General features: G+C 72.7%; 31 protein-coding genes. 19 read left to right on the top strand and 12 right to left on the bottom strand.

What is annotated here, in order from left to right; all coding sequences use genetic code 11:
• Positions 1-79: 79 nt before the first annotated feature.
• The 4 genes from ABZW17_RS10160 to ABZW17_RS10175 form a co-directional block, all read right to left on the bottom strand.
• Complete coding sequence (locus ABZW17_RS10160) at positions 80-676, bottom strand: hypothetical protein (protein ID WP_354812043.1); 597 nt, start codon at positions 674-676, stop codon at positions 80-82.
• Positions 677-788: 112 nt separating this feature from the next.
• Positions 789-1,802 (bottom strand): aminotransferase class V-fold PLP-dependent enzyme, encoded by a 1,014-nt coding sequence (locus ABZW17_RS10165; protein WP_354811683.1) that lies wholly within the window; start codon positions 1,800-1,802, stop codon positions 789-791.
• 41 nt (positions 1,803-1,843) lie between these two features.
• The gene (locus ABZW17_RS10170) at positions 1,844-2,608 is read right to left on the bottom strand and encodes an isocitrate lyase/phosphoenolpyruvate mutase family protein (RefSeq protein ID WP_354811685.1); all 765 of its coding nucleotides are present in this window, start codon (positions 2,606-2,608) and stop codon (positions 1,844-1,846) included.
• Positions 2,609-2,717: 109 nt separating this feature from the next.
• Positions 2,718-3,371: a GPP34 family phosphoprotein gene (locus tag ABZW17_RS10175; RefSeq protein WP_354811687.1), complete on the bottom strand. Its 654-nt coding sequence runs from the start codon at positions 3,369-3,371 to the stop codon at positions 2,718-2,720.
• Between the two features lie 229 nt (positions 3,372-3,600).
• On the opposite strand from ABZW17_RS10175, the gene ABZW17_RS10180 reads away from it, so the two are divergent.
• On the top strand, positions 3,601-4,836 hold the full coding sequence (locus ABZW17_RS10180) for a histidine kinase (RefSeq protein ID WP_354811689.1): 1,236 nt from the start codon (positions 3,601-3,603) through the stop codon (positions 4,834-4,836).
• Positions 4,811-5,461, top strand: a complete 651-nt coding sequence (locus ABZW17_RS10185) for a response regulator transcription factor (protein WP_354811691.1) — start codon at positions 4,811-4,813, stop codon at positions 5,459-5,461. The genes ABZW17_RS10180 and ABZW17_RS10185 overlap by 26 nt, the downstream gene beginning before the upstream one ends.
• Here ABZW17_RS10185 and ABZW17_RS10190 read toward each other — a convergent pair.
• The 3 genes from ABZW17_RS10190 to ABZW17_RS10200 all read right to left on the bottom strand — a co-directional run bounded on the left by ABZW17_RS10190 (position 5,458) and on the right by ABZW17_RS10200 (position 7,080).
• Entirely contained in the window at positions 5,458-6,165 is a 708-nt protein-coding gene (locus ABZW17_RS10190) for a M50 family metallopeptidase (protein WP_354811693.1), read from the bottom strand. The genes ABZW17_RS10185 and ABZW17_RS10190 overlap by 4 nt on opposite strands.
• Positions 6,166-6,246: 81 nt before the next feature.
• Entirely contained in the window at positions 6,247-6,618 is a 372-nt protein-coding gene (locus ABZW17_RS10195; RefSeq protein WP_354811695.1) for a helix-turn-helix domain-containing protein, read from the bottom strand.
• A gap of 39 nt (positions 6,619-6,657) precedes the next feature.
• On the bottom strand, positions 6,658-7,080 hold the full coding sequence (locus tag ABZW17_RS10200; RefSeq protein WP_354811697.1) for an SRPBCC family protein: 423 nt from the start codon (positions 7,078-7,080) through the stop codon (positions 6,658-6,660).
• A 23-nt stretch (positions 7,081-7,103) separates the two neighbouring features.
• Between ABZW17_RS10200 and ABZW17_RS10205 the strand changes: the two genes are divergently transcribed.
• The 12 genes from ABZW17_RS10205 (at position 7,104) to ABZW17_RS10260 (ending at position 18,221) form a co-directional block, all read left to right on the top strand.
• Positions 7,104-7,646, top strand: coding sequence for a TetR/AcrR family transcriptional regulator (locus ABZW17_RS10205; RefSeq protein WP_354811698.1), 543 nt, complete (start codon positions 7,104-7,106; stop codon positions 7,644-7,646).
• Between the two features lie 12 nt (positions 7,647-7,658).
• On the top strand, positions 7,659-9,410 hold the full coding sequence (locus ABZW17_RS10210; RefSeq protein ID WP_354811699.1) for a CocE/NonD family hydrolase: 1,752 nt from the start codon (positions 7,659-7,661) through the stop codon (positions 9,408-9,410).
• A gap of 69 nt (positions 9,411-9,479) precedes the next feature.
• A complete protein-coding gene (locus ABZW17_RS10215) occupies positions 9,480-9,884 on the top strand; it encodes a hypothetical protein (protein ID WP_354811700.1) in 405 nt (134 codons plus the stop codon).
• Positions 9,881-10,072: a hypothetical protein gene (locus tag ABZW17_RS10220; protein WP_354811701.1), complete on the top strand. Its 192-nt coding sequence runs from the start codon at positions 9,881-9,883 to the stop codon at positions 10,070-10,072. Before ABZW17_RS10215 ends, ABZW17_RS10220 begins: the two co-directional genes overlap by 4 nt.
• 44 nt (positions 10,073-10,116) lie before the next feature.
• Positions 10,117-10,803, top strand: a complete 687-nt coding sequence (locus ABZW17_RS10225; RefSeq protein ID WP_354811702.1) for a response regulator transcription factor — start codon at positions 10,117-10,119, stop codon at positions 10,801-10,803.
• Positions 10,800-12,176, top strand: coding sequence for a HAMP domain-containing sensor histidine kinase (locus ABZW17_RS10230; RefSeq protein ID WP_354811704.1), 1,377 nt, complete (start codon positions 10,800-10,802; stop codon positions 12,174-12,176). The genes ABZW17_RS10225 and ABZW17_RS10230 overlap by 4 nt, the downstream gene beginning before the upstream one ends.
• Positions 12,177-12,466: 290 nt before the next feature.
• Positions 12,467-13,372 carry a LysR family transcriptional regulator gene (locus ABZW17_RS10235; RefSeq protein ID WP_354811706.1) on the top strand — a complete coding sequence of 302 codons (906 nt, stop codon included), beginning with the start codon at positions 12,467-12,469 and terminating at the stop codon, positions 13,370-13,372.
• A gap of 119 nt (positions 13,373-13,491) precedes the next feature.
• The gene (locus tag ABZW17_RS10240) at positions 13,492-14,628 is read left to right on the top strand and encodes a CoA transferase (RefSeq protein WP_354811708.1); all 1,137 of its coding nucleotides are present in this window, start codon (positions 13,492-13,494) and stop codon (positions 14,626-14,628) included.
• A 12-nt stretch (positions 14,629-14,640) separates the two neighbouring features.
• Entirely contained in the window at positions 14,641-15,384 is a 744-nt protein-coding gene (locus ABZW17_RS10245; RefSeq protein ID WP_354811710.1) for a crotonase/enoyl-CoA hydratase family protein, read from the top strand.
• Entirely contained in the window at positions 15,381-16,127 is a 747-nt protein-coding gene (locus tag ABZW17_RS10250; protein ID WP_354811712.1) for an acetoacetate decarboxylase, read from the top strand. Before ABZW17_RS10245 ends, ABZW17_RS10250 begins: the two co-directional genes overlap by 4 nt.
• Entirely contained in the window at positions 16,124-17,029 is a 906-nt protein-coding gene (locus ABZW17_RS10255; protein WP_354811714.1) for a 3-hydroxyacyl-CoA dehydrogenase NAD-binding domain-containing protein, read from the top strand. The genes ABZW17_RS10250 and ABZW17_RS10255 overlap by 4 nt, the downstream gene beginning before the upstream one ends.
• 1 nt (position 17,030) lies before the next feature.
• A complete protein-coding gene (locus ABZW17_RS10260) occupies positions 17,031-18,221 on the top strand; it encodes an acyl-CoA dehydrogenase family protein (protein WP_354811716.1) in 1,191 nt (396 codons plus the stop codon).
• Positions 18,222-18,225: 4 nt separating this feature from the next.
• On the opposite strand, the gene ABZW17_RS10265 is transcribed toward ABZW17_RS10260, so the two are convergent.
• Complete coding sequence (locus tag ABZW17_RS10265) at positions 18,226-19,443, bottom strand: LCP family protein (protein WP_354811718.1); 1,218 nt, start codon at positions 19,441-19,443, stop codon at positions 18,226-18,228.
• A 184-nt stretch (positions 19,444-19,627) separates the two neighbouring features.
• Positions 19,628-20,371 (bottom strand): SDR family NAD(P)-dependent oxidoreductase, encoded by a 744-nt coding sequence (locus ABZW17_RS10270; RefSeq protein WP_354811720.1) that lies wholly within the window; start codon positions 20,369-20,371, stop codon positions 19,628-19,630.
• Positions 20,372-20,410: 39 nt separating this feature from the next.
• Here ABZW17_RS10270 and ABZW17_RS10275 point away from each other — a divergent pair, with 39 nt between their 5' ends.
• Positions 20,411-21,394 carry an RNA polymerase subunit sigma-70 gene (locus ABZW17_RS10275; RefSeq protein ID WP_354811722.1) on the top strand — a complete coding sequence of 328 codons (984 nt, stop codon included), beginning with the start codon at positions 20,411-20,413 and terminating at the stop codon, positions 21,392-21,394.
• Between the two features lie 157 nt (positions 21,395-21,551).
• Here ABZW17_RS10275 and ABZW17_RS10280 read toward each other — a convergent pair whose 3' ends face one another.
• Positions 21,552-21,815, bottom strand: coding sequence for a WhiB family transcriptional regulator (locus ABZW17_RS10280; protein ID WP_003056777.1), 264 nt, complete (start codon positions 21,813-21,815; stop codon positions 21,552-21,554).
• 485 nt (positions 21,816-22,300) lie between these two features.
• On the opposite strand from ABZW17_RS10280, the gene ABZW17_RS10285 reads away from it, so the two are divergent.
• Together ABZW17_RS10285 and shbA are read left to right on the top strand one after the other, a co-directional pair.
• A complete protein-coding gene (locus tag ABZW17_RS10285; protein ID WP_354811724.1) occupies positions 22,301-22,789 on the top strand; it encodes a sigma-70 family RNA polymerase sigma factor in 489 nt (162 codons plus the stop codon).
• A gap of 146 nt (positions 22,790-22,935) precedes the next feature.
• On the top strand, positions 22,936-23,532 hold the full coding sequence (shbA, locus tag ABZW17_RS10290) for an RNA polymerase sigma factor ShbA (protein WP_354812045.1): 597 nt from the start codon (positions 22,936-22,938) through the stop codon (positions 23,530-23,532).
• Here shbA and ABZW17_RS10295 read toward each other — a convergent pair.
• Complete coding sequence (locus ABZW17_RS10295; RefSeq protein WP_354811726.1) at positions 23,529-24,368, bottom strand: LysR substrate-binding domain-containing protein; 840 nt, start codon at positions 24,366-24,368, stop codon at positions 23,529-23,531. The genes shbA and ABZW17_RS10295 overlap by 4 nt on opposite strands.
• Before the next feature lie 96 nt (positions 24,369-24,464).
• Between ABZW17_RS10295 and ABZW17_RS10300 the strand changes: the two genes are divergently transcribed.
• Positions 24,465-25,433, top strand: a complete 969-nt coding sequence (locus ABZW17_RS10300) for a bile acid:sodium symporter family protein (protein WP_354811728.1) — start codon at positions 24,465-24,467, stop codon at positions 25,431-25,433.
• Positions 25,434-25,495: 62 nt separating this feature from the next.
• Positions 25,496-26,017 carry a dihydrofolate reductase family protein gene (locus ABZW17_RS10305; RefSeq protein WP_354811730.1) on the top strand — a complete coding sequence of 174 codons (522 nt, stop codon included), beginning with the start codon at positions 25,496-25,498 and terminating at the stop codon, positions 26,015-26,017.
• 140 nt (positions 26,018-26,157) lie between these two features.
• On the opposite strand, the gene ABZW17_RS10310 is transcribed toward ABZW17_RS10305, so the two are convergent.
• Positions 26,158-26,436 (bottom strand): hypothetical protein, encoded by a 279-nt coding sequence (locus ABZW17_RS10310; RefSeq protein ID WP_354811732.1) that lies wholly within the window; start codon positions 26,434-26,436, stop codon positions 26,158-26,160.
• Between the last annotated feature and the right edge of the window lie 120 nt (positions 26,437-26,556).

Below are 26,556 nucleotides of genomic sequence, written 5' to 3' on the forward strand. Positions count from 1 at the left end.
GCCCCCGCTGACCCTCCCCCTCGCTTTTCGTTTGTCTTCCGCTCCGACCACCAGCACGACCCCCACACGACCGGGGTGGTCAGGAGTGGAGGTCGGCGGCGAGGCGGAGGGCGTCGTCGGCGATCTTTTCGATCAGGGCCTTGTCCTTGTGCTTGGCGTAGAAGTCGGCCAGCACGATCGTCGTGTTCGTGCCCTCGACCTTCGACGCGTACGCCGCGTCCTTGCCGCTCACGCTGGGCGTGCCGGTGCCCGCGAACGTCTTGTCCTTGACCAGGTCCGTGACGTTGCCGGTGCCGTCCTTCTCGGTCAGGGCCTTGAGCGCCTGCGCCTTCGACGAGTCCGGCATGCCGACCACGACCACGGACACCAGCGCCTTCGCGCCGCCCGACTCCGTCGTGTACAGCGCGCGGACCAGCGACTGGCACGCGTTGTCCCGGAAGAAGCCCTGGGTGTCCCCGTAGGACTTCGCGGCGCAGTCGTCGGACTTCTCCGGCCCGGCGACCTTGGTGAACTGGAACTGCCCGGTGTTCTGGGCCGGCGGCTGCGCGACCGGCTCGTCGGGCGCCGAGTCGTGCCGGATCAGGAACCAGAGCAACCCGGAGACGACGGCGATCGCGACCAGCCCGGCACCCCTGAGGAGCAGGGACCGGGTGTCGCGCGCCGGCGGCCCCGGCACGGGCGGGCGGGGCTGCGGGGGAACCGCGCCCAGCGGGGCCGTGTCGGACGGGCCTGGGGTGAAATGCGCACCAACCACGGGGACATACGGTAGTTCACCCGCGTTCCGAGGTTCACCCGAACGCGGGTAAAAGGCGTTCGACGTCGTCAACGGTGTTGTAGAGGTGGAAGCCGACGCGCACCCGGCCGCCGCGGACGCTGGAGACGATCCCGGCCTCGGCCACCCGCGCCGGGTCGGCGTCGAGCGACACGATCGGGGTGCCGCGCGGCGGCAGTCCGAGCTTCTCCAGGAGCGTGCCGGCCAGGCCGGTGTTGTGCGCCCGGACCTGGGCGAGGTCGAGGCCGGCGAAGTACTCCAGGGCCGCCGCGGAGCCGACCTGGGCCAGCCAGACGGGCGAGAGGTCGAACGCGCGGGCGTCACCGGCCAGGCGCAGCGGGAGGCCGTAGACCGTGGCCCACGGGTCCTCCCCCGCGTACCAGTTCGCCGCGACCGCGCGGGTGCGCTCCCGCGCGTCCGGCCGCACCGCGAGCCACGCGCTGCCGCGGGGCGAGCAGAGCCACTTGTAGCCGGCGCCGACCACCCAGTCCGCCCAGGCGACCTCCAACGGCAGCCAGCCGGCCGCCTGGGTCGCGTCGAGCAGCACCGCCGCTCCGGCGGCCTCGGCCGCGGCCCGCAGCGCCGGGAGGTCCGCGATCCGGCCGTCGGCGGACTGGACGACGCTCACCGCGACGACGTCGTGGCCCTCGACCCGCGAGGGCAGGTCGTCCAGGGGCACCTCGGTCACGGTGACACCGGGGTTCGCCGCGAACGGGAACGTCACGCTGGTGAAGTCCCCTTCCGCGGCGAGCACGCGGGTGCCGGCCGGCAGCGCCGCGGCGACGTTGGCGACGAGCTGCGAGACCGACGCGCCACTGGCGACCCGCGCGGGTTCGACGCCGAGCAGGCGGGCGAACCCGGCCCGCGCCCGCGTGACGTACTCGTCGAACTCGCCCGGCCGGGTCGCCCCGGTCCGCCACCGTTCCACCGATTCGGCCACCGCGGCGGCCACCGGCGCGGGCGGGACGCCCACGCTGGGCGTGTTCAGGTATCCGGGCGGGGCGGCGAAGTCGGTTCCGAAGGCACGCATGCCTCCAGGCAAGCAGATCCGGCCGGGCCGGTTCACCCGATTTACGGCAGCAGCGCGGTGACGTCGGCGTAGCCCGGCGGGCTCAGGGGCAGGTCACGGCCGTCTCGCACGGCCAGGGCGGTCTCGGCGGCGGCCGCGAGGGCCATCCGGTACGGGAGGGAGCCGAGGCTGACCCGCGCCACGCCCAGCTCCGCCAGCCCGGCCAGGGTGACCTTGCCCGGCAGGAACAGCAGGTTGAGCGGCAGCCCGGCGGCGACGATCCGCTCGACGTCGCCCGGCTCGGCCAGGCCGGGCACGAAGACGCCGTCCGCGCCCGCCGCCGCGTACGCGCGCACCCGGCGTTCGGCTTCGGCGAGCGAGCGGTCGCCCGCCCAGTGCGTGTCGGTGCGGGCGTTGACGAACAGGCCCGGCACGCGGTCCTTCACCGCCGTGACCAGCGCGCACTGGGTTTCGACCGCGGCGAGCGAGCCGTCGGCGCGGCCGTCCTCGAGGTTGACGCCGACCGCGCCGGCGGCCGCCAGTTCCGCCGCGAGGTCGGCGACGGCGGCCGGGTCCGCGCTGAAGCCGTCGGCGATGTCGACGCTGACGAGGGCGTCCAGCCGCGCGAGGCGGCCGGCGAGGGCGACGGTCGCCTCGCGCGTCGACGGTGCGCCGTCCGGTTCGCCCACGGCCGCGGAGACGCCGAGGCTGGTGGTGCCCAGGGCGCGGAAGCCCCGCGCGGCGAGGAAGGCGCCGACGCCGAACTCCCAGGCGTTCGGCAGCAGCAGCGGGGAGCCGGGGACGTGCAGCGCACGGAATTCGTCCATGCCCCGAACCTAGGGCGGCGACACTTCGGCGGACGCCGAACCGCGCGGCCCCGCCCGCGCAGCAGGGTCCCGGCCGTCCGCGGGAGGGGACGCGTGTCGTCCGGTGCGGTCAGCCTCCGCCGCCGCCCGAGCTGGCGGCGACGTAGGCCGAGCGGGCCGCCTGGAGCTCGCGGATCACCTTGCGCAGGGCCGGGACCGCCGCTCCCGCCTGGTCCGTCAGCCCGGCCAGGCGCTCCCGGTTGCGGCGGCGTTCGCCGCGCGGGAGGACCGAGCTCAGCTCGGCCGCCGCCGCCAGGGCCGTCAGAGCCGCGACGTCCGCCGGCACGGGGGTGTCGCTGCGCAGCGCCGAGGCCACCTCGTCGCGCAGGGCGGCCGCGATCGCCGCGTCGCGGACCGCCGGGCGGCGGCGCGGGAACAGCCCCAGCACGCGGGACGTCCGCAGCGTGATCACGCCCGCCGCGTCGAGCTGGGCCTCGAGGGACTGCAGCGTCCCGCGGGCGCCGCGGCGCACCCACGCGCGCCACTTCCGGTGCGGTTCGGCGGCGAGCTCGGCGAGCAGGTCGTCGAGCACCAGGTGCCCCGTGCCACCGGCCCGGCGGGCCACCGGGCGGCCGCCGGCGTCCTCGACCAGCCCGCGCAGCACCAGGTCCGTCAGCGCCGCCGCGCGGACCAGCAGCGCGACGCGGTCGCGGTCCGGCAGCCGGTCGCGCCGGGTGTCGCAGGCCAGCAGGTAGGCCCGGGCGGGCAACGACAGTTCACTCATCCCATTCCCCTCTCGGCAACCGGGACCCGCCGGCGTCGGGCAGGGAAGCGACGCCGGCGGGCACCGTACGCACGGCGGATGCCGGGGACATCCGCCGTCTCCCTCTCACCGCGCCGGCCCAGTCCACCGGTTGCGGGGTCCCCGGCGATACCCGACGAGGAGGGTGATCACGTGCAACTTTGGTTGCGGACCGGGCGCGGCGGCCCCGGGGTGCGGTTACCGTCACCCCGTGACCATCGCCCGGCGGCCGCTGTGGCCGAGCCGCTCCGACGCCGGCTGGCTGATCGCCGCCGCCCTCGCGTTCGCCGGGCTGAACACCCTGTTCCACGTCCTCGGCGACCGGACCACCGGCGCGTGGGGCCCGGCGGCCGGGCTGGTCCTGCAGGTCGGCTGCGACCTCACGCTCGTGCTGCTGTTCCGGTTCCCCGGAGCCGTCTGCGCGGTCGTCACCGCGGCGGCGTTCGCCATGCTGGCGAGCGACACCTTCGCGCCCGGCCTGCTCGTCCCCGAGCACCCGCTCGCGCTGACGACGGTCCCGACGATCGCCCCGGTGATCCTGTCCCAGGCGGCGCGGGTGCTGGACCGGCAAACCGTGCTGTGGGTGGCCGGCGTCCTGGCCGTGATCGCCGCGCGGCCGTGGACGCCGAGCTGGTCGACGACGCCGTTCGGCCTGCTCAGCACCGCGCTGCCGGCCCTGCTCTCGCTGTACTTCGAAGCGCGGCGCCAGCTGCTGCAGTCGCTGCGCGACCGGGCGGAACGCGCCGAGCGCGAGCAGCACCTGCTCGCCGAGCAGGCCCGCGCGGCCGAGCGGCGGCGGCTGGCCGGCGAGATGCACGACGTCGTCACGCACCGGCTCAGCCTGATGGTGCTGCACGCCGGCGCGCTCGGCGTGACGTCACCCGACCCGGCGGCGCGCACGGCGGCCGAGGACATCCGCCGCGAAGGCGCGCTGGCGCTGGACGAACTGCGCGACCTCGTCGGCGTCCTGCGAAACGGCGCCGAGGCCGGCCCGCGGACCCTCAGCCCGGAGGAGCCCGGCGATCCGGCCCGGCTGGTCGAGGAGTCCCGGTCGGTCGGGGTGGCGACGGAACTGGCGGTGGACGGCGATCCGGCGCAGGTCTCGCCGACCGTCGCGCGGACCGCGTACCGGCTGGTGCAGGAGGCGCTGACGAACGTGCGCAAGCACGCGCCGGGCGCGTCGGCGGCAGTCTCCCTGCGCTACCACCCCGGCGGCCTGGACGTCTCGGTGGACAACACGGCGGCGGCGCGCCTGCCCGACCCGGCGCTGGCGGGCAGCGGTTCGGGCGCCGGGCTGGCGGGCCTGCGCCAGCGCGTCGAACTGGTCGGCGGGCGCTTCGACGCGGGCCCGGCACCCGGCGGCGGGTTCCGGGTCGGTGCGATACTGCCCGCCTACGTCCCGACAGCGGAAGGCACGCACTGTGATCCCGGTGCTCGTGGTCGATGACGAGCCGATGGTGTGCGCGCACCTGCGCACGATCCTGGGCTCGGCCGGCGACATCGAGGTCGTCGCGCAGGCGGGCGACGGCGCCGAAGCCGTCGAGGCGGTGGTCCGGCACCGGCCGCGCGTGGTGCTGATGGACCTGCGGATGCCGGGCGTGGACGGGCTGACGGCGATCGCGCGGATCACGGCGATGCCCGACCCGCCGGCGGTGGTCGCCCTGACGACGTTCGACGCGGACACGTACGTGGTCCGGGCGCTGCGCGCGGGCGCGGCGGGGTTCCTGGTGAAGTCGACGCCCCCGGAGGACCTGATCGGCCTGGTCCGGGTGGCGGCGGACGGCCACACGGTGCTTTCGCCGTCGGCGGCCCGCCGGTTGGTGGCGTTGTCTTCGGACAGCCGCGAACGCGGCGAGGACGCCCGCCGGCGCATCACCGAACTCACCGAGCGCGAGCGGGACGTGCTGGCGTGCCTCGGTTCCGGACTGTCCAATGCGGACATCGCGGCGAAGCTGCACCTGGCCGAGGCGACGGTGAAGAGCTACGTCTCGCGCATGCTGGTCAAGCTGGACTGCACGAACCGGACCCAGGCCGGCCTGCTGGCCCACGAAGCGGGGTTGGCGGCCCGCTAGGGGAACAGCAGCGGGGCGGCGTGCCAGATCGCCCAGCCGTTGAGCAGGAACCACCCGCCGATCCACAGCGGCGACGGCATTTTGGTCTGCTTGGCCAGCACGGCGGCGTCGTCGGTGTGGCCGCGGAACCCCTTCAGGCGGCGGTTCGAGACGAGGACCTGCACGCCGCTGAGCTCACTGGTCAGCAGCAGCCACGCTTCGGTGTACGCGATGGCGGTCCGCAGCCAGCCCGGGGCGTAGCGCAGCGCCGAGTACACGACCGCCCCCACCACGACGACCATGATCAAGGTGCGCAGGTCCCGGGCGAGCAGCAGGAGGAACACCATGGCCACGAGGGTCAGCACGAGCACGGCCGAGACGTGCCCGCGGTGCAGGAGGGCGGCCGCTCCCAGCCCGGCCAGCGGCGGCATCGCGTAGCCGGCCGCACCGACCAGGACACTGCCCAGGCCCGCGTGGCCGTGCGAGTACGTGGAGCCGCCTTCGGCGCTGTCGATCTTGACGCGGAGGACACCCCCGCCCACCAGCATCGCCACCAGCGCGTGGCCACCTTCGTGGAAGAGCGTGCCCACCACGTTGGCGTTGCGCAGGAGGCTCCGCCGTCCGTTGGGCGGCGTGACGACCGAGACCAGCGTCACCGCGAAGGCGAACAACGCGGTGACGGCAACGACTCCCCAGCCCGGAGGGGGCACGGTCTCGCTGAGCACCGCGACAGTGTCCCTGCGGAGCGGACGGCGTAACCCGTACTGCGACGGATTGTCCAGGAGCTGTCCATTGGACAGCCCGTGTTACGCGGTCGCGGGCGTGTGCTCCGCGTCGTAGGCGTCCCGCGCCTCCTGGACCGAGGCCATGTGCCGCCGCGCCCAGCGGTCGAGCACGTCCAGGGGCTCCGACAGGTTGCGGCCCAGTGCCGTCAGCTCGTACTCGACCTTCGGCGGGATCGTCGGGTACGCCGTGCGGTCGAGGATGCCGTCGCGGACCAGGCTGCGCAGGGTCTGCGTCAGGACCTTCTGCGAGATGCCGTCGACCCGGCGGCCGATTTCGGTGAACCGCAGCGGGCCGCCGGAAAGCGCGCCGACGATCAGCACCGTCCACTGGTCGCCGATGCGGTCGAGCAGCTGGCGGGTCGGGCAGTTGCGGTCGTACGGATCGGGCCCCACGGCACCCTCCTCACTCTCCCCAGGAGAGTAACACGCCGTTCAGGCGGTGGCAGCCAGTCCCGCGGCCGCCCGCTTGACGAAGGACCCGAGAAACCACCGGTAGAACCAGCCGGTGCCGGGGATCTTCGGCGTGAACGTCGAGTGCCAGTGGATGTCGGTGCCGCCATCCTGCGGGGTGAGGTCGACGTAGGCGACGTAGTCCCGCAGCGGCAGGCCGTGCTCGAGTGCATAGCCGAACCGGCGGCCGGGCTCGAGCGCGACGATCTTCTCGTACGAGCGGACGCCGTTCGTCTTGAACAGCCGGACCGCGCCGAGCCCCTCCGGCTCGTCCGCCCCCTTGCGGACCAGCTCGAACGACCCCAGTGGCGACCACGTCGGCCAGCCGGCGCCGTCGCGCAGCAACGCATAGACGGCGTCGGCCGACGCGGTCGTCCGGACGTGCACCGAAATTCTTTGTACCATTTGGTACGTGTACCATCTGGTACATGATCGGCACAAGCCCCCGCGCGAAGCTGCTCGACGCGGCGATCGACCACATCGCCCGGCACGGCGGCGCGGACCGGAGCCTGCGGGCCCTGGCCGCGGACCTCGGCACCAGCCACCGGATGCTGATCTACCACTTCGGCTCGAAAGAAGGCCTGCTCACGGCGGTGGCCCAGGAGGTCGAAGCCCGGCAGCGCGCGGCGCTCGCCGGCCTCGACCCGGCCGGCGCGGGCCGCAAGTTCTGGCGGCGGCTCACCGGCGAAAGCCTGCGCGCCAACGAAAAGCTGTTCTTCCAGCTCTACGGCCAAGCCCTCGGCGGCACCCCGGGCACGGCGGAGTTCCTCGACGGCGTGGTCGAGGACTGGCTCGGCCCGATCGAGGCCCTGCTCGCCCGCTACGGCATCCCGGAAGTGGACCGGCCGGCCCACGCCCGGCTCGGGCTCGCCGTCGCGCGCGGGCTCCTGCTCGACCTCGTCACCACGGGCGACCGCGAAGCCGTCGACGCCGCCATGGAGCTGTTCTTGGCAAGGTACGAAAACCCGTGATCCACTGACCGGATGCGACTGGCACTGGGGTTCTTGGCCGCACTCTTGACGACTTCGGCGCTCACGCCCGCGGCATCCGCCGCGCCCGCGGAAAGCCGGCCGGTGTATTCCTACGCCGACGCGATCCGCGAGACGGCGTGGGTGGAAACCGGCACGGACAACGACCGCGACGGCCGGCCCGACCGCGTCGCCGCCGACGTCATCCGGCCCGCCACTCGCGTGCGCGTTCCGGCGATCCTCGACGTCAGCCCGTACTACGCGTGCTGCGGCCGGGGCAACGAGACGCAAAAGAAGACCTACGCGCCGGACGGCACCCCGCTGCAGTTCCCGCTGTTCTACGACAACTACTTCGTGCCGCGCGGTTACGCGGTCGTGCTGGCCGACGTCGGCGGGACGAACCGGTCGTCCGGCTGCTTCGACGACGTCGGCTCCGGCAACGCGGTCGTGAACTGGCTCAACGGGCGGGCGAAGGCCTTCGACGCCCCCGACGCCGGCCGGCCGGTGACCGCGGACTGGGCCACCGGGGACGTCGGCGCGATCGGCAAGTCGCAGGACGGCGCCACCGCGATCGGGATGGCCGCCTCGGGTGTCGCCGGGCTGAAGACGATCGTGCCGATCGAAGGCGTCGCGGACAACTACGCCCAGGTCGTCGCGAACGGCGCGCCCCTGGCCACGCCGGAGAACACCGGGTCGGCCTTCACCTACAACGAGCGTGCCGCCGAGCTGTGCAAGCCGTTCGAAGCGGATCTCAAGGCGCGCGCGGGCACGAACGGCGACTACAACGCCTACTGGCGGAGCGTGCACTACGTCCCGCGCGCCGGGCAGGCGAGCGTGCTCGTCGCACAGGGCTTCGGGGACTGGGTCGTCGCCCCGAACCAGTTCTCCGGCTACTGGGACGCGCTGGGCCGGGCCGGCGTCCCGCGCAGGGCGTGGCTGAGCCAGGCCGGCCACACCGACCCCTTCGACCTGCAGCGGGCGCGGTGGGTCGAGACGCTGCACCGCTGGTTCGACCGCTGGCTGCTCGGCCTGCGCAACGGCGTCGGGCGCGAGCCGGCCGTGCACCTCGAAACCGCGCCGGACCGCTGGACCGACGTCCGGAGCTGGCCGCCCGCCACGCTGCCCGCGACCTTGCGCCCTTCGAGCGACGGCACGCTGGGCCTGCGCGGATCCGGCACGGCCACGGTCGTCGACGACCCCGCCGTCACCCGCGAGCAGTGGGCGGCCGGGGTGTCGGCCGCGCGGTTCACCGGCGCTCCCCTGCCGTCGCCGGTGCGGCTCGCCGGGTCGCCGTCGGTGACGGTCACCGCGGCGTCGGACAGGACCGCCGCCCGGATCGGGGTCGCGCTCGTCGACTACGGGCCGGCCGACGTGCGCAACACCGCCGAGTACGGCAGCGGCGTGCGCACCCTGACGACGCGGTCGTGCTGGGGCGCGAGCACCGGCGGCGACAGCGCGTGCTTCCTCGACACCGCCGCCGACGTCGTGTCCGTCGACCACCGGATCGTCGCGGCCGGCTGGGCCGACCTCGGGCACCACGCGTCGCTGCGGCACGGCGAGCCGCTCGTCCCGGGCCGGGCGTACACGATGACGTTCGACCTGACCGCGCTCGACCACGTCGTGCCGGCGGGGCACCGGCTCGGGCTGCTCCTCGGCGGCACCGACGGGCTGCTGTTCGACCCGGCGCTGCCGGCCTTCGGCGACACGCTGACGTTCGACCTCGCGCGGACGTCGGTCGCCGTCGGCCTTACAAAGCCCGAACACTAGGCGGACGCCCTCCGAACACCGCCCGGCCAGAGTTCTCCTCGTACCCCCGAACGGATACGAGGAGAAACGATGCGAGGAACCACCTGGACGCGGCTGGCGCTGGCGGGCGGCGCGAGCGCGGCCTGCCTGCTGGTGGCGGCGCCGCTGGCCTCGGCCCAGACCACGTCGCCGGCGCCGGTCGCGCCGATCACGCTCAGCCCCGAGGAGTCCCAGCAGGTCTGCTCGGACTGGGTGCCGAAGCTGCAGAAGAAGGCCGACAACCTGGAGAAACGGATCAAGGGCGGCGCCGAGGTCAAGGGCTCGGTCGCCAACCTCAAGGCGCGGGCGGCCGACCAGCGGTCGGCCGGGCACGCCGACCGCGCCGACCAGCTCGACCAGCGCGCCACCAAGCGGCAGGGCCGCATCGGCGAGCTGGACGCGGCCAAGCAGAAGCTCGACGCGTTCGCGTCCGCGCACTGCAAGCCGGCCAAGTGAGGGGCGCGAGGGTCGCGGCGGCGGTCGGGGCCGCCGCGCTCGTCGCGCTCGGCTGCTCGGCCTGCCGCGACAACCTGATGGGGTCACCCGCCCCTTCGACGTCGTCCTCGGTGCCGGCCGAGCTGAGCGGGATCGATTCGACGCTGAACGGCATCGAGTCCGACATGAACAGCGATGGCTCGCCGTGACCGGCTAGCGTTTCCCCGCACAGACGGCGGCGACGGGAGCAGGCATGGGGTCACCGGGGCGCGGCCTCGTCCTCGTGGTCGAGGACGAGGCCGCGATCGCCGAGCTGGCGACGCTCTACCTCAAGCGCGACGGCTTCGGCGTGCACGTCGAGGCCGACGGCGGCCGGGCGCTGGACGCCGTCCGGCGGCTCAAGCCGGTGGCGATCGTGCTCGACATCGGACTGTCCGGAATGGACGGCATCGAGATCTGCAAGGCGCTGCGCGCGGCCGGGGACTGGACGCCGGTGCTGTTCGTCACCGCCCGCGACGACGAGCTCGACCGGCTGCTGGGCCTGGAGATCGGCGCGGACGACTACCTGACCAAGCCGTTCAGCCCGCGTGAGCTCGCCGCCCGGGTGCGGACGGTGCTGCGCCGCGCTTCCGGCGTGGCCCCGGCCGCGGAGACGTTCGCCGTGGGCGACGCGCGCGTCGACGTCCTGTCCCGGCGGGCGTGGGCGGGCGAGGCCGAGGTTTCCCTGACGTCGACGGAGTTCGACCTGCTGACGCACCTGCTCCGGCACCCGGGGCAGGTGCTTTCGCGCGACCAGCTGCTCAGCGCCGTGTGGGGCTACGCCGCGGCGGCGGGGACGCGCACGGTCGACGTCCACGTGGCACAGCTGCGAGCGAAACTCGGGCCGTCGAGCCCGATCCGGACGGTGCGGGGCATCGGGTACGCGGCGGACCCGGCATGAGGGGCACCTTGGCCGGCCGGATCACGCTGGTGTGCCTGGCCGTCGCGGGCGTCGCGGTGATCGTGGCCGGGCTGGTCGCGGCCCGGCTGATCCGGACCACGGCGGACAACGCGCTGCAGTCGTCGCTGGCCGCGCAGGCCGACGTCGTCGCATCGCAGCTGGACGAAACGGGCATCGGCAACCGGCTGGGCGTCGGCAAGGTGGCCGACGTCGTGCGCGGGCAGGGCATCTCGGTGGTGGTCCGACGCGCGGGCGGGCAGCCGCTCGGCGACGGCGTCGCCGTGCAGGCCGCGGTCAAGGCCGGGCTCGGGACGAACGGATCCCGGCGCGTCGCGGTGGCGGGCGCGCAGTACCTGGTCGAGACGCGGGCGGTCGGCGCGCGCGGGGCGGCGTTCGCGCTGGTCCTGCCCACGCAGAACGCGCAGGCGACGCAACGGGCGCTGGTGCGCAACATCGCGCTGGCGCTGGGGATCGGGCTGGTGGTGGCGGCGTTCGCGGGCTTCGTCTCCGGGCGGCTGCTGGGCCGTCCGCTGCGCCGGGCCGCGCTGGCCGCGGGCTCGCTGCGGGCGGGCCGGCGGGACGTGCGGGTGCCGGTGCAGGGGCCGCGCGAGGTGGCGGAGGTGGCCGGGTCGCTGAACTCGCTGGCCGACGCGCTGGCCGTGAGCGAGGCGCGGCAGCGGGAGTTCCTGCTGTCGGTGTCCCACGAGCTGCGGACGCCGCTGACCGCGGTGACCGGCTTCGCCGAGGCGATCGCGGACGGCGTCGCCTCCGGCGACGACGCGGTGCGCGCGGGGCAGACGATCCAGCGCGAGGCGGGACGGCTTTCGCGGCTGGTCGAGGACCTGCTGGAGCTGGCCCGGCTGGGGGCCGACGAGTTCCGGCTGGACGTCGCTTCGCTGGACCTGGGCGCGCTGGTCCGCGACTGCGCGGAGGTGTGGCGGCTGCGGTGCCTGGCCCAGGACGTCCGGCTGGCCGTCTCGGCGCCCGCCTCGCCGGTCCTGGTGCTCGCGGACGCGCGCCGGCTGCGTCAGGTGGTCGACGGCCTGGCGGAGAACGCCCTGCGCGTCACGCCCGCCGGCGCACCGATGGTGTTCGCGCTCACGGTCTCCGGTTCGTCGGCGTCCCTGGCGGTCCGCGACGGCGGCCCGGGCCTGGCCCCGGAGGACTACCCGGTGGCGTTCGAGCGCGGCGTCCTCAACGCGAAGTACCGCGACCGCCGCCCGGTCGGCTCCGGCATCGGCCTGGCCCTGGTCCACGGCCTGGTCACCCGCATGGGCGGCACGCTGACCGCCGGCCCGGCCCCCGAAGGCGGCGCCGCCTTCACCCTCACGTTCCCCCTCACCCCCGTCACAGTCCCCCTCCCCCACCCCTGACGCCCCGCCAATCACGAGTGATGCCCGCCTGGTCACGTGTGATGCCCCTCCGGACACGCGAACCGACCCTCCAGGTACGCCGGCCGACCCTCCAGGTACGCCGGCCGACCGTCCAGGTACGCGAACACGCCGGTCCGGCACGCGGGACTCACGTGATTGGACGGGCATCTCGTGTGACTGGACGGGCATCTCGTGTGATTGGAGGGGCATCTCGCGTACCTGGGCGGTCGGTTCGCGTACCTGGGCGGTCGGTTCGCGTGCCTGGACGGTCGGGTCGTTAGGGTCGGGGGATGGAGATGCTGCACCTGCGCTACTTCGTTGCGGTCGCCGAGGAACTGAACTTCTCCGCGGCCGCGCGGAAGCTGCACATGGCCGCGTCTCCGCTCAGCCAGCGGATCAAGGACCTCGAACACGAGCTCGGGCAGCAGCTGTTCGACCGCAGCACCCACCACGTCACCCTCACCGACGCCGGGGCCGCGCTGCTGCCCCTCGCGCGGGACGTCCTCGAGCAGGTCGGCGCCATTCCGTGGAAGCTGCGGGAGGCGACCACGCCGCAGCGCAGCACCGTCTTCCTCGGCATGCCCGCCGGGGTGCACCCCGACCTGCGGGAACGCGTCAAAACCCTCGCCGAGCAGGTACGCGGCACGTACGAGCTCAAGCGCTGGCCCGGCACCACCGCCGACCTCGTGCAGGGCGTGCACGACGGCAAGCTCGCGCTCACCCTCGCCCGGCTGCCGGTCACCGATCCCGCGCTGGAGCAGCTGCCCGTGATGACCGAACGGCTCGGGGCCGTCGTGCCGGCCGAGCTGTTCGCCGGGCGGGACTCCGTTTCCCTCGCCGAGCTGACCGAATTCCCGTACGTCGCCTCACCAGGGGAAATCGTCCCCGCCTATTTCGACCAACTCGACCACCAACTCAGCGAACTCGGCGTGAAGAAACGCATCCGGCTGACCAACACCGGCTACGGCGGGACGTCGGAAATCATTTCCAGCGGCGAGGCTTTCTCCATTTCCATGCTCGACGACAAGAGCCCGATGCACGGCTACCGGCTCGACAACGTCACCGTGCTGCCGTTCACCGATTTCCGCCCCCAGCTGGAAACCGGCCTGCTCTGGCGGCGCGACCGCACCGACGGCGACCTGCGCGAACTCGTCGAGGCCGCGAAAGAGATCTTCGCCGAGCCGCTCAGCAGCTGAAACAATGGTATGACCACCGGAGTCATACCATTGTTCGCATCATGATCATTCCCTTTCACGCCGGACGCGCCTACGTTCGTAAGTAGAGCGAAACAAGCAAGGCGCGAAAGGACGGAACCATGACGACCGGACCGCTTGACGGCGTGCGCGTGATCGACCTCTCCACCGTGGTGATGGGCCCGTACGCGGCCCAGATCCTCGGCGACCTGGGCGCCGACGTGATCAAGATCGAGTCCCCCGCGGACACCGTGCGGGTGGGCCAGTACCGCACCACGCCGGGCATGACCGCGCTGAACCTCAACGTCAACCGGAACAAGCGCAGCGTGGCCCTCAACCTCAAGGACGAGACCGAGCGCGAGCAGGCCCTCAAGCTGATCGACACCGCCGACGTGCTGATCACCAACATGCGCCCCGGTGCGCTGAGCCGCCTCGGCCTGAACTACGCCGACGTCGCCGAGCGCAACCCGCGCCTGGTCTACGCCCATGCGCAGGGCTTCCGCAGCAACTCCCCGCAGGCCGGCAACGCCGCCTACGACGAGACCGTGCAGGCCTCCTCCGGCCTGGTCGACGTGGCCAACCGGGCCCTGGGCGAGCCGGTCTACCTGCCGACGATCATCGGCGACAAGGTCTCGTCGCTGACCATCGCCTACAGCGTGCTCGCCGCCCTGGTCCACCGCGACAAGACCGGGCAGGGCCAGCAGATCGAGATCCCGATGACCGACACGCTGCTCGCGTTCAACCTGGTCGAACACCTCGCCGGGCACACCTACGAGCCGGCCGAGGGCCCCACCGGGTTCGCGCTGTCGATGACGAAGGGCCACGCCGCGGTCCGCACCAAGGACGGCCTCGCCTGCGTCATCCCGTACAACCCGAAGAACTTCCGCGACTTCTTCGCCGCCGCCGAGCGCCCCGACCTCGCCGAGGACCCGCGCGTGAACGGCGACGCCATCGACCGCGCCGACAACGAGTGGCTGAGCGCGCGGATCGCCGAGTGCGCCCCGGCGCTGACCACCGAGGAGTGGGCCGAGGTCTGCGCGAAGCACAGCATCCCGATGGCGCCGGTGCTCGAACTGGACCGCGCCCACGAGGACCCGTACGTCCGCGACGGCCACCTGCTGGACACCGTCGAGCACCCGAGCGAGGGTGCCATCCGCACGGTCGGCATCCCGGTGAAGTTCTCCGCGACGCCCGGCTCGATCCGCCGCCTGGCCCCGCTGGCCGGCCAGGACACCGCCGAAGTCCTCGCGGAACTCTGAAAGAAGCAGATCATGACCGAAGTACGCACCGAGCGGATCGGCAGCACCCTGCTGATCACGATCGACCGGCCGCAGGCCCGCAACGCGGTCAACGCCGCCGTCGCGACCCAGCTGGCCGCCGCCCTCGACGACCTCGAGAGCGACCCCACCCTCCGCGCCGGCGTCCTGACCGGCGCCGACAACACCTTCAGCGCCGGGATGGACCTCAAGGCCGCGCTGAAAGGCGAGTCGCCGGAAATCCCGGGCCGCGGGTTCGGCGGCCTGACCGAGGCCGAGCTGGCCAAGCCGCTGATCGCCGCGGTCGAAGGGTTCGCGATGGGTGGCGGGTTCGAACTCGCCCTCGGCTGCGACCTGATCGTCGCCGCGGAAGACGCCCGGTTCGGCCTGCCCGAGGTCAAGCGCGGCCTGATCGCCGCGGGCGGCGGCGTCATCCGGCTGCCCCAGCGGATCCCGCACCACCTCGCGATGGAGTTCCTGCTCACCGGCGAGCCCGTCACCGGCCGCCGCGCCGGGGAGCTGGGCCTGGTCAACCGCGTCACGCCGAGCGGTGACGCCGCCGCGGTCGCGCTCCAGCTCGCCGAGAAGCTGGCGGAGAACGCGCCGCTCGCGCTCGCCGCCGTCAAGAAGATCGTGCGGGCCGCGGATCCCCGGGCCGCGCAACGCGAAGAAATCCAGCAGCTGATGCAGTCGAAGGACGTCCGCGAGGGCATGACCGCCTTCGCCGAACGCCGCGCTCCGAAGTGGACAGGCGAATGAAGATCGAAGAAGTCCGGCGGCACGTGACCACCCCGCTGACCGCCCCGGCGTTCGCGCCCGTGGTCCCGCGGTTCACCGACCGCGAGTACCTGAACATCGTCTACCGCACCGACGCCGACACCCTGCGCGCGGTCGTCCCCGAGCCGTTGCGGATCGAAGAACCGTTGGTGCGCTTCGAAGTCATGAAGATGGGCGACGTCTCCGGCTACGGCCCGTACACCGAGTCCGGCCAGGCGATCGAGGTCAGCTTCGACGGCGAACGCGGCGAGTACCTGCACGCGATGTACCTCGACAACTTCCCGGCGACGGCGTCCGGGCGCGAAGTCAGCGCCTACCCCAAGACCGTCGGGTCGCCGAAACTCTATGTCGACAACGGCGTTCTCGTGGGCACCCTGGACTACGGAACGCTGCGGGTGGCCACCGCGACCATGGGCTACAAGCACCACGAGCTGGACACGCGCGAGGCCGAACGCCAGATCACCGTCCCGACGTTCATGCTCAAGACCATCCCCGGCTACGACGGCGCCCCGCGCGTCCAGGAACTGGTCCGCACCGAGATCACCGACGTCGTGGTCAAGCAGGCCCACACCGGCCCGGCGCGACTGCAGCTGTTCCAGCACGTCCTGGCCCCGCTGGCCGATCTGCCGGTGCTGGAGGTCGTCTCCGCGAGCCACATCCTCACCGACCTGACGCTCGCTCCGGTCAAGCCGGTCTTCGACTACCTGAAGGGAGCGCAGTCATGAAGAACGCGGCAGTCATCGGTGCCGGCACCATCGGCCTGTCCTGGACGGCGCTGTTCGCCCACCACGGCCTGACCGTCCGGGTCACCGACCCCCGGCCCGACCTCGCCGAGGCCGTCTCGCAGGCGCTGGCCCGGTTCGCCCCGCACCTCGGCACCACCGCCGACGAGCTGGCGAGCCGCGTGCACGTCGCCGGGAACGTCACCGACGCGGTCCGGGACGCGGATGTCGTGCAGGAGAACGGTCCCGAGAACGTCGAGTTCAAAAAGGACCTTTTCGAGCGGCTCGTCGCCGAAGCACCGCAGCACGCGCTGCTGCTGAGTTCGTCCAGCGCCATCCCGTCGACGGCGTTCACCGGCGGGATCGACGGCCGCCGGGTCCTCATCGGACACCCGTTCAACCCGCCGCACCTGATCCCGCTCGTCGAGGTCGTCCCCGGCGAGCAGACCAGCGAGGAGTCGGTGACGCAGGCGGTCGAGTTCTATACCGCCCTCGGCCGGACGCCGGTCGTGGAGCGCAAGGAGATGCCGGGGTTCGTCGGCAACCGCCTGCAGAACGCGCTGAGCCGCGAGGCGATCTACCTCGTCGAGCAGGGCGTCGTGACGCCGGAGGACCTGGACCGGGTGATCACGAACTCGCTCGGCATCCGCTGGGCCACCGTCGGGCCGTTCCTCGGCTCGCACCTGGGCGGCGGCCCCGGCGGCTACCGGCACATGGCCGAGCACATCGGCAAGTCCATGAAACAGATGTGGGCCGGGCTGGGCACCCCCAGCCAGAGCCCCGAAGAACAGGAACGGCTGATCGAAGCCGTCGAACAGGCTTACGGCTCCTCCACGTACTCGGACCTCGCCGAGACGCGCGACCGCAAGCAGCTGGCCGTCCTGACCGCATTGGAGGAGAACTGAAATGGAACCGCTGAAGGACAAGCTCACCGCCGACTTCTACGACTTCGAGGCCCTGTTGCCGGACGAGGAGCGCAAGCTGCTCGTGCAGGCGCGGGAGTTCATGCGCAACGACGTCAAGCCGCTGGTCAACGAGAACTGGGAAGCCGGGACGTTCCCGAAGGAACTCATCGGGATGTTCCGCGGCTCCGGCCTCGCCGGGCTGCCCTACGAGGGCTACGGCGAGCACAAGGCGGCGGTCAGCCACCTGCTCACCGGCATGATGGCGATGGAGATGAGCCGCACCGACGCTTCGGTCGCGACCTTCTTCGGTGTCCACAACGGACTCGCGATGTACTCCATCTACAGTGGAGGGAGCCAGGAACAGCGCGACCGCTGGCTGCCCGAAATGGCCGCGATGGACAAGATCGGCGCGTTCGCGATGACCGAACCGCTCGGTGGTTCCGACGTCGCGGGCGGCATGCGCACCACCGCCAAGCGCGACGGCGACAGCTGGATCCTCAACGGCGCCAAGAAGTGGATCGGCAACGCGACCTTCGCCGACTACGTCGTGGTGTGGGCGCGCGACCTCGACGACAACCACGTCAAGGGCTTCGTCGTCGAGAAGGGCACGCCGGGCTTCGTGGCGGAGAAGATCCAGGGCAAGACCGCCTTCCGGATCGTCGAAAACGCCGAAATCACCCTGACCGACGTCCGCGTGCCGGAGGCGAACCGCCTGCAGGGCATCAACTCCTTCCGCGACGTCGCCGAGATCCTGCGCGCCACCCGCGGCGGCGTGGCCTGGCAGGCACTGGGCGTGATGGTCGGCGCCTACGAGCTCGCGCTCGACTACGCCAAGCAGCGGCAGCAGTTCGGCCGCCCGATCGCCCGCTTCCAGCTGGTGCAGGACCTGCTCGTGAAGAGCCTCGGCAACATCACCGCCTCCTGGGGCATGCTGGTGCAGCTGGCCCGCCTGCAGGACGCGGGGGTCTTCCAGGACGAGCACTCGTCGCTGGCGAAGGCGTTCGTCACGTCGCGGATGCGCGAGGTCGTCGCCTGGAGCCGCGAGATCTTCGGCGGCAACGGGATCGTGCTGGACTACGACGTCGCCCGCTTCTTCGCCGACGCCGAGGCGATCTACTCCTTCGAGGGCACGCGCGAGATGAACACCCTGATCGTCGGCAAGGCGATCACCGGGCAGAGCGCGTTCGTCTGAGAACTCAGTTCACGCAGCCGGCGGCCGTACTGGTCGCCGGCTGCTTCGTGTCCGTGGCGCCCCGGCCCGGCGTCGGCGTCGTGGTGCCGGTGGCCGCGACCGGCTTGACGCCGCCGGTCGTGTCGTCGCCCGAGGCCTGGGCCGCCGGCGTGCTGATCGCCGTGCGGACGAACTGCTGGACCTGGGCCGGGTCGACCTTCACCGCGTCGCCGTCGTACGGCGTCGGCAGCGACAGGCTCTGCACCGGGATGGTGGCGAACGCGATCGCGCCCGAGGTCATCCCCCGCAGCTGCTGCGCGAAGCTCAGGACGTCCCAGCCCCGGTCCAGCACGACCGAGCCCTGCACCGCGCCGACCAGCGAACTCAGCTTCGACGGGTCGGTGAACGTGCCCGCGCTCAGCACCTTCTTCGCCATCCCGGACAGGAACGCCTGCTGCCGCGCGATGCGGTCGAGGTCGCCGTTGGCCAGCCCGTGGCGCTGCCGGACGAAGGCGAGCGCCTGCGCGCCGGACAGCGTCTGCGGGCCGGCCGGGAAGTCCGCGCCGGAGTAGCTGTCGTGCACCGGCGCCTTGAGGCAGACCTCGACGCCGCCGACGGCCTGCGAAAGCGCGTCGAAGCCGGCGAGGTTGATCGCCGCGTAGTGGTTGATCGTCAGCCCGGTGAACTTCTCCACGGTCTGGATCGCCGTCTTGGCGCCGGCCGCGTTCGCCGCCACCTCCAGCTGCGGGCCGGACAGCCCCTGCGCGCGCAATCCGGACATCGAGGCGTTCTTGCCGCGGCTGTACGCCGAATTGATCTTGTGCTTGCCGTACCCGCCCGCGATGTCCACATAGGAGTCACGCGGGATCGAGATCGCGGTGGCCGCGGCGCCGCCCGCCGGGATGTGCACCACGATCATGGTGTCGGTGGTGTCGCCGCCGTCGTCGCCGCTTCCGGCGTGCAGCGCGTCGAGCACGTTCTGCGGCAACGGGTTGCCGTAGGTGTCGGTTCGCGCGTCGATCCCGACGAGCAGGATGTTCTGGGCGACCTTGAGCGGTTCGCCGGGTGGGGTGTCATCGTTGTCGACCTGCGCGGCGGGCGGGATGACGTCGGCGGTGACGATGCCGGCGTCCAGGGAGCTCAGCTGCGTCCACAGGTAGCCGGTGGCGCCGAGCACCACCGTCGAGACGACGCCGAGCGCGACCCGGCCGCCGATGCGGCGCCCCCGCGACGACAACAGCACGACACTTCCCCTTGCTTCCTCCGGTGTTCCCCCCTTCGAGGATCACCGCGTTAGCTGGGAATCAGCTGAGAAAGTTGTCGGAATGCTGTGACGCTGCCCGAACGGCCGAGCGCGACCGCCGGTTTTGCCACGCACCGTACCGAAGTGCGCACGGGAAAGTGCTGTGGCACCGGCCACAATGGCCTCAGCGCGGCATCCGGCGCCAGACCGTGCGCGGCAGCAGGCGCATCGCGAAGAAGACCGGACGGAGTACCCCGGGCACCCAGACGACCCCGCGGCCGCGGCGCAACGCCGAGACCGTCGCTTCGGCCACCTGGTCCGGGGTGCTGGAGAACGGCGCCGGCGTCATGCCTTCGGTCATCCGGCCGATGACGAAGCCGGGCCGGACGAGCAGCAGCTGCACGCCGGAACCGTGCAGCGCGTCGGCGAGGCCGCTCGCGAAGCCGTCGAGCCCGGCCTTGGCCGAGCCGTAGACGTAGTTCGCGCGGCGCACGCGCACCCCGGCCACCGACGAGAACACGACGAGCCGGCCGTGCCCCTGCGCGCGCAGCAGGTTCGCGGCGTGGGTCAGCACGCCGACCTGGGCCACGTAGTCGGTGTGCACGATCGCGGCGGCGTGCGCGGCGTCCTGCTCCGCCCGAGCTTGGTCGCCGAGGATGCCGAAGGCGAGCACGACGGTTTCGAGCGGCCCGTGCTCGGCCGCGACCTTGTCCAGGAACGTGGCGTGCGCGCCGAGGTCGTCGGCGTCGAACTCGGCGGTGTCCACCGTTTCGGCACCGGCGGCGCGCAGGTCGGCGACCTCCCCGGTCAGATCCGTGCCCGGCCGCGCGGCCAGCACGAACCGCCGCACGTCCCCGCTGACCAGGCGTTTCGCCACGGCCAGCCCGATCTCGCTGCGTCCGCCCAGCACCAGCACCGTTCCGCTCATCGTCGCAGTCTGGCAGCCCCGGTGCGCTAGCGTGCCGGGGTGGGTCACGACTTCGAGGCGCTTGTCGAACGGCACCGCCGCGAGATCCAGGTGCACTGCTACCGGATGCTCGGGTCGCTGGCCGACGCCGAAGACCTCACCCAGGAGACGTTCCTGCGCGCGTGGAAGGCCCAGGACGCGTTCGAAGGCCGGGCGAGCGTGCGGACGTGGCTCTACCGGATCGCCACGAACGCCTGCCTGGACGTCCTCGCCCGCCGTCCGCGGCGCGTGCTGCCCGACCAGCTCGGCCCGGCCGGCGAGCCGGGCGGCCCGGTCACCGCCGCCGACCTGCCGTGGCTCGAGCCCTATCCGGACCGGCTGCTCGACGGCGCGGGCCCGGACGACGCCGTGGTCGAGCGGGAGACCGTCGAGCTGGCCTACCTCGCCGCCGTCCAGTACCTGCCGCCGCGGCAGCGGGCCACGCTGATCCTGCGGGACGTGCTCGGGTGGCCGGCGAAGGAAACGGCGTCGCTGCTGGAGACCAGCGTCGCCTCGGCGAACAGCGCGCTCCAGCGGGCCCGGGCGACGTTGCGTGAGCGGTTGCCCGCGCGGCGTACCGAATGGACGGCGGGCGACCCGACGGCCGAGGAAGCTGCGCTGCTGAAGCGGTTCATCACGGCGTACCAGGACGGCGATCCGGCCGCGGTGGCCCGGCTGCTGCGCGAGGACGCCCAGGCGATCATGCCGCCGTTGCCGTTGTGGTTCGACAACCGCGCGTCGATCGTCCGGGCGCTGGCGTTGTCGATGGATCCCGCGTCGCCGCACTGCATCGGGCGGTTCCGGATGCGGCCGGTCCGCGCCAACCGCCAGCCCGCCGTGGCGAGCTACCTGCGTCGCCCGGGAGAGCACGATCACCGCTGGTTCGGGATCACCCTCCTCACGATCGAAGACGGGCTGATCACGGCGATGGCCGCGTTCGAGTCGGCCACGGCCGCCGCGTGGGACCTGCCGGAGACGTGGCACGAGCCCGCCGGGCCGGCGTGAAAGATGCACCGAATCGCATGCCTGTGAACACGGAAAAAGCCCGGGTGGGTGATCCACGGGGAATCACCCACCCGGGCGCGCACACGACCGGAACGAATTTTCTTCCGGATTCTGTGTTTGTGCTCGAGGCTGCCGGGAAGCGGTCACCGGCCGCACGTCAGGCCGCTCGGTGCCGCTGTGGTGCGGTGCGCACCAGCCGCCGGCGTTCGTCCGCGGTGGTGCCGCCGAAGACGCCGTGGTCCAGGCCGTTGTCGAGCGCGTAGCCGAGGCATTCGGCGCGAACCGGGCAGCGCGCGCACACGGCCTTCGCCTGTGCGGTCTGCCGGGCGCCGGGGCCGACTTCGGAGATCGGGAAGAACAGTTCCGGGTCCTCGTCCTTGCAGGCCGCGAGTTCCGCCCAGCCCGTCATCGTGGCTTCCATTTCCTTCGTTCACCTCCTAACTCTTACTGCTTCCCATTGTTGGGGCGCGTCAACCGACTTAACTTCGGCGGACGCGCGAGCGTATCCGCCTGGGTCAAGGGGGTTTTGGCTTCGGTCCCCGGCTCACCCTCCGGGCAACCAAGACTGCAACACATGAGAGTACGCCCTTCTTCCCGGGATCTCGATGTCGATCACGTCACCCGATCGGCGACGCCCGGGCCCGGGCGCTCCTCCGCCGACCGGCTGCGGATCCCCTGGTTTTGCGTTGTCCGGCACGGGTTTCCGGTCGAGCGGTGATCAAACACGGCGAGGGCACCCGGGTGCGCGTGGCCGGAATCCACCGTTCGCGGACGGCGGGTCTGTCACGACGCGTCACCGGTGCAACGCGGTCCATTACTCCTACCGAGCAGTCTTGATCGGATCGTTACACGTGGGCGGCACCTCAGCGCACCTGTCCTTGTGAGGCGAGGGGTGGTGAGGGGTCCGTGCACGGTCACGACGAGTTCGACGCGTTCTTCCGCGCCGACTTCCCGCAGCTCGTCGCCTTCCTCTGCAAGGCCGGGTTCGAAGCGGAGACGGCACGGGACGTCGCCGCCGAGGCGATGCTGCACGCGCTGGAGGCGTGGCCGACCCTCGAGGACCCGCGGGCCTGGGTCCGCCGGGTCGCCGGGCGGCTGCTCGACGCCCCGGGCGGCGGCCGGGCGGACTGGACCCCGGCGGGCGACCCGCAGGACGACGAGGAGCTGGCCGGGCTGGTCGAGCAGCACGCCGGGCTCATCGACCTGCTCGCCTCCCTCCCCGGCCGGCAGCGGATGGTGCTGGCGTGGTCGCTCGACGGGTTCACGCCGGCCGAAATCGCGGACGCGCTCCGGATCGCCCCCGCGACCGTCCGTTCCACCCTCCGCCACGTGCGGGAACGACTCCGGCGACACCGGGCCGCACGGCACGGTGACCAGCGGGACAGGGAAAGGTGAGCGAAATGCCGGCAACCGAGTACGGGGATCGCGCGATCACCGAGCTGCTGCGGGCGTCCAACGCCGCGCTGCACGACTCGCTGCGCGCCGGCCTCGACGTCGAGGGCACCCTGCTGCGGGTGCGCAGCCGGGCGCTCGTCCGGGAGATCGCCGCGGCCGCGCCGCCCGAGGCGTTCCCGTCGCACTGGCGGCGGCACGACGAGCCGGTCGCCGCCGCGATCGCCGGTGACTACGCCGCGACCGCCCGCCTGCTCGCCACCATCCGGCCGCTGGTGGTGCGCTACTGCCGGGCGCGCGTCGGCCGCCACGAGCGGTCGTTCGCTTCGGCCGACGACGTCGCCCAGGAGGTCTGCCTGGCCGTGCTCACCGCGCTGCCGTCCTACCACGACCAGGGCCGCCCGTTCCTGGCCTTCGTCTACGGCATCGCCCAGCACAAGGTCGCCGACGCCCACCGCGCGGCGGCCCGCAACCGCGCCGACCCGGTGCCCGAGGTGCCCGACGGCGTCAGCGAATCCGCCGGCCCGGAGCAGCGGGCGCTGCGGTTCGAACTGAACGAGCGGCTGGCCCGGCTGCTGGACGTGCTGCCGGCGAAGCAGCGGGAGATCGTGGTGCTGCGGGTGGTGGTCGGTCTGTCGGCGGAGGAGACGGCGGCGGCCGTGGGCTCGACCCCGGGCGCGGTCCGCGTCGCCCAGCACCGCGCGCTGGGCCGCCTGCGCCGGCTGCTCACCGGCGAAGAGGACTAGGGGTCGCGCCGGACGCGTTCGAGGACGAACTCCGCCAGCGCCGCCGCCGGCCCTTCCACCGCCTCGCGGGCGAGGAGCATGAACTCGATGTCGCCCGGTTCGGGCAGGCCGTCGAGCTCGATCAGGTCGGCCGGGACCAGGCTGCGCGCGTGCAGGGTGACGCCCAGCCCGGCCGCCGCCGCGGCGCGCAGGCCGGTGAGGCTCGACGTCTGGCACGCCGCGCGCCACTCGAGGCCCGCGCGTTCGAGGACCTCCACCGCCAGCTGCCGCGTGATCGACGGCATCGGGTACTGCACCAGCGGCACCGGCTGCCCCGGTTCCAGCACGGTGGCGGCCGACCCGATCCAGACCAGCGGCTCCCGCCACAGCAGCCGGCCGTGGTGCGCGCCCGGCCGGCGTTTGCCCAGCACCAGGTCGAGCTGGCCGGCGCGCAGCCGCTGGGCGAGGACGTCCGACAGCTCGACGGTCAGCTCGACGTCGACCAGCGGGTGACTGCGGCGCAGCCGGTGCAGGATCTCGGGCAGCTCGCCGAGCGCGAAGTCCTCGGACACGCCGAACCGCACGCGGCCGCGCAGCTCGGCGCCGCGGAAGTGCCGCTGCGCGCGTTCTTCGGTGTCGACGACCGTCTGCGCGAACCCGAGCATCGCCTGCCCGCGCGCGGTCAGCTCGACGGTGTGGGTGTCGCGGGCGAACAGCAGCCCGCCCGCGTCGCGCTCGAGCCGCCGGACGTGCTGGCTGACGGTCGGCTGGCCGACCCCGAGCCGCCGCGCGGCCGCGGTGAAGCTGCGCGTCTCGGCGACGGCGAGGAACGAACGGCACAGGCGCGGGTCCAGCACGGCGGCACTCTATCGCGATTCGCGATGACAGTCAGTCCGGTCATCGGGGTTCACAATGAGCGGGCGGTGGCCGAAACTGGGAGGGGAAGGAGATCCATGCCCCGCCTCGACCCGTTCGTCCTCGCCATCCTCGCCACCGTCGGCGTCGCCACCCTGCTGCCCGCGTCCGGCGCGGTGGCCGGCGGCTTCGGCGCCGCCACCACCCTCGCCGTCGGCCTGCTGTTCTTCCTGTACGGCGCCCGGCTGTCCACCCAGGAGGCCCTGGACGGGCTCCGGCACTGGCGGCTGCACGCGGTGGTGCTCGCCGCGACGTTCGTCCTGTTCCCGCTGCTCGGCCTGGCGCTGTTCCTGCTCCCCGCGTCGGTGCTGCCGCCGCAGCTGGCTGCGGGCGTGCTGTTCCTGGCCGTGCTGCCCTCGACCGTGCAGTCGTCGATCGCGTTCACCTCGATCGCCCGCGGCAACGTCGCGGCGGCCATCTGCAGCGCGTCCCTGTCCAACCTGGCCGGCATCGTGCTGACCCCGCTGCTGGTGGCCCTGCTGCTGGCCGGCGACGGCGCGGGCGTCGACGGCTCGGCGGTGCTCGGGATCGTGCTGCAGCTGCTGGCACCGTTCGTGGCCGGCCAGCTGGCGCGGCGCTGGATCGGCGGCTGGATCAAGCGTCACTCCGCGCCGCTGAAGCTGGTCGACCGCGGTTCGATCCTGCTGGTGGTCTACACGGCGTTCAGCGCGGGCATGACCGAAGGCATCTGGCACCGGCTCGACGTCGGGCACCTGCTCGTGCTCGTTTTGGTGTGCGGCGCGCTGCTCGCGGCGGTCCTGGCCGCGACCGGCTGGGGCGCCCGCCTGCTCGGGTTCGCCCGCGCCGACCGGATCACCATCGTGTTCTGCGGATCGAAGAAGAGCCTGGCCAGCGGCCTGCCGATGGCGACCGTCCTGTTCGGGCACGCGCAGGTGGGGCTGATCGTGCTGCCGCTGATGCTGTTCCACCAGATCCAGCTGATCGTCTGCGCCACGCTGGCGCGCCGCTACGCCGCGGCTTCGACGCCGGAGCTCGTCCCGGCCTGACCGATGAGTTTTCCGGGCGCGCCGCGTCGGTACGGGAAAACCCCGCACCGGAAGGCAGGCCCATGGCCAGGTTCCTGTACCACGTCACGATGTCCCTCGACGGCTTCATCGCAGCCCCCGGCGACGACATGTCGTGGCTCGGCGGCCTGTCCACGGGGCCGAACCCGGCGGCCGAGCGCGTGCTCGGCGAAGTCGGCGCGGTGCTGATGGGCCACCACACCTACGCCCCGGCGACAACGGCCGAAGGCAAGGTGTACGGCGGCCGCTGGCACGGCCCGATCTTCGTGGTCACCCGCGACGCGGCACCGGCACCGGGGTTCACGCTCGTCCCCGCCTTCACGGAGGCGGTGGCGGCAGCCTCGGAGGCGGCGGGCGGGGACTACGTCGCGGTGCTGGGTGCCACGACGGCCCGGCGGTGCCTCGAAGCGGGGATGCTCGACGAGGTCCTGGTCCACGTGGCACCGATCCTGCTCGGCGACGGTGTCCGCCTCTTCGAGCACCCCGGTGGTACGCGGGTCCGGCTGGATCCCGTGGAGCTGAGCCACGCCGGGACGATCGCGAACGTCCGGTACCGGGTGGCGTGATCCGATGTGGACGGTCGCGGTCGGCGCCCTTGGATCCGTCCACTGTGTCCGCTGTACGCCGCCAGCCCCGTTCCGCCCAGCGACCGACGGGGCAACTGAGCGGAATCCGCAGCAAAACCCTTGCTCACCAAGGATTTCCGTCACCGCGGCCGGGGCGAAGGCTTCTTCCGCAGCTCCTCCGCGAAAATCGCGTCCACCCGCGAAGCCGCCCGGCGCAAACCGCGGACCGCGGACGCGATCAGCAACGCCAGCGCCACCGTGAACAGCAGCACCAGGCCGATGGTCGCGGGGTTCGCCACGAGAACCTCCCGGTACTGGTGCGCGAGGTAGCCCAGGCCGGCCCCGGCGGTGAACGCGTCCAGCAACGCCAGCCGGGCCGCCCGGTCGCGGGACGAGCCGGCCCGCAGCGCAGAGGCCATCACTTCCACCCGCCAATCCGGTCAGCGGTGACGCCCTTGCAACCTAGACGAGCGTGCGCCGGTCGGCGGGCACTTCAACCTGTTTGGCCTACCGGATCTGCCCGGATGGCCGCTGTGATA

The sequence above is a fragment of the Amycolatopsis sp. NPDC004625 genome, from assembly GCF_040609695.1.
Lineage (GTDB): Bacteria > Actinomycetota > Actinomycetes > Mycobacteriales > Pseudonocardiaceae > Amycolatopsis.

Bases quoted from the DNA above. Each gene is read 5' to 3' on its own strand.
- ABZW17_RS10165 (WP_354811683.1), bottom strand. From the start codon at position 1,802: ATGCGTGCCTTCGGAACCGACTTCGCCGCCCCGCCCGGATACCTGAAC.
- ABZW17_RS10170 (WP_354811685.1), bottom strand. From the start codon at position 2,608: ATGGACGAATTCCGTGCGCTGCACGTCCCCGGCTCCCCGCTGCTGCTG.
- ABZW17_RS10175 (WP_354811687.1), bottom strand. From the start codon at position 3,371: ATGAGTGAACTGTCGTTGCCCGCCCGGGCCTACCTGCTGGCCTGCGAC.
- ABZW17_RS10200 (WP_354811697.1), bottom strand. From the start codon at position 7,080: ATGGTACAAAGAATTTCGGTGCACGTCCGGACGACCGCGTCGGCCGAC.
- ABZW17_RS10205 (WP_354811698.1), top strand. From the start codon at position 7,104: ATGATCGGCACAAGCCCCCGCGCGAAGCTGCTCGACGCGGCGATCGAC.
- ABZW17_RS10210 (WP_354811699.1), top strand. From the start codon at position 7,659: ATGCGACTGGCACTGGGGTTCTTGGCCGCACTCTTGACGACTTCGGCG.
- ABZW17_RS10215 (WP_354811700.1), top strand. From the start codon at position 9,480: ATGCGAGGAACCACCTGGACGCGGCTGGCGCTGGCGGGCGGCGCGAGC.
- ABZW17_RS10225 (WP_354811702.1), top strand. From the start codon at position 10,117: ATGGGGTCACCGGGGCGCGGCCTCGTCCTCGTGGTCGAGGACGAGGCC.
- ABZW17_RS10230 (WP_354811704.1), top strand. From the start codon at position 10,800: ATGAGGGGCACCTTGGCCGGCCGGATCACGCTGGTGTGCCTGGCCGTC.
- ABZW17_RS10235 (WP_354811706.1), top strand. From the start codon at position 12,467: ATGGAGATGCTGCACCTGCGCTACTTCGTTGCGGTCGCCGAGGAACTG.
- ABZW17_RS10240 (WP_354811708.1), top strand. From the start codon at position 13,492: ATGACGACCGGACCGCTTGACGGCGTGCGCGTGATCGACCTCTCCACC.
- ABZW17_RS10245 (WP_354811710.1), top strand. From the start codon at position 14,641: ATGACCGAAGTACGCACCGAGCGGATCGGCAGCACCCTGCTGATCACG.
- ABZW17_RS10250 (WP_354811712.1), top strand. From the start codon at position 15,381: ATGAAGATCGAAGAAGTCCGGCGGCACGTGACCACCCCGCTGACCGCC.
- ABZW17_RS10255 (WP_354811714.1), top strand. From the start codon at position 16,124: ATGAAGAACGCGGCAGTCATCGGTGCCGGCACCATCGGCCTGTCCTGG.
- ABZW17_RS10260 (WP_354811716.1), top strand. From the start codon at position 17,031: ATGGAACCGCTGAAGGACAAGCTCACCGCCGACTTCTACGACTTCGAG.
- ABZW17_RS10270 (WP_354811720.1), bottom strand. From the start codon at position 20,371: ATGAGCGGAACGGTGCTGGTGCTGGGCGGACGCAGCGAGATCGGGCTG.
- ABZW17_RS10280 (WP_003056777.1), bottom strand. From the start codon at position 21,815: ATGGAAGCCACGATGACGGGCTGGGCGGAACTCGCGGCCTGCAAGGAC.
- ABZW17_RS10300 (WP_354811728.1), top strand. From the start codon at position 24,465: ATGCCCCGCCTCGACCCGTTCGTCCTCGCCATCCTCGCCACCGTCGGC.
- ABZW17_RS10305 (WP_354811730.1), top strand. From the start codon at position 25,496: ATGGCCAGGTTCCTGTACCACGTCACGATGTCCCTCGACGGCTTCATC.
- ABZW17_RS10310 (WP_354811732.1), bottom strand. From the start codon at position 26,436: ATGGCCTCTGCGCTGCGGGCCGGCTCGTCCCGCGACCGGGCGGCCCGG.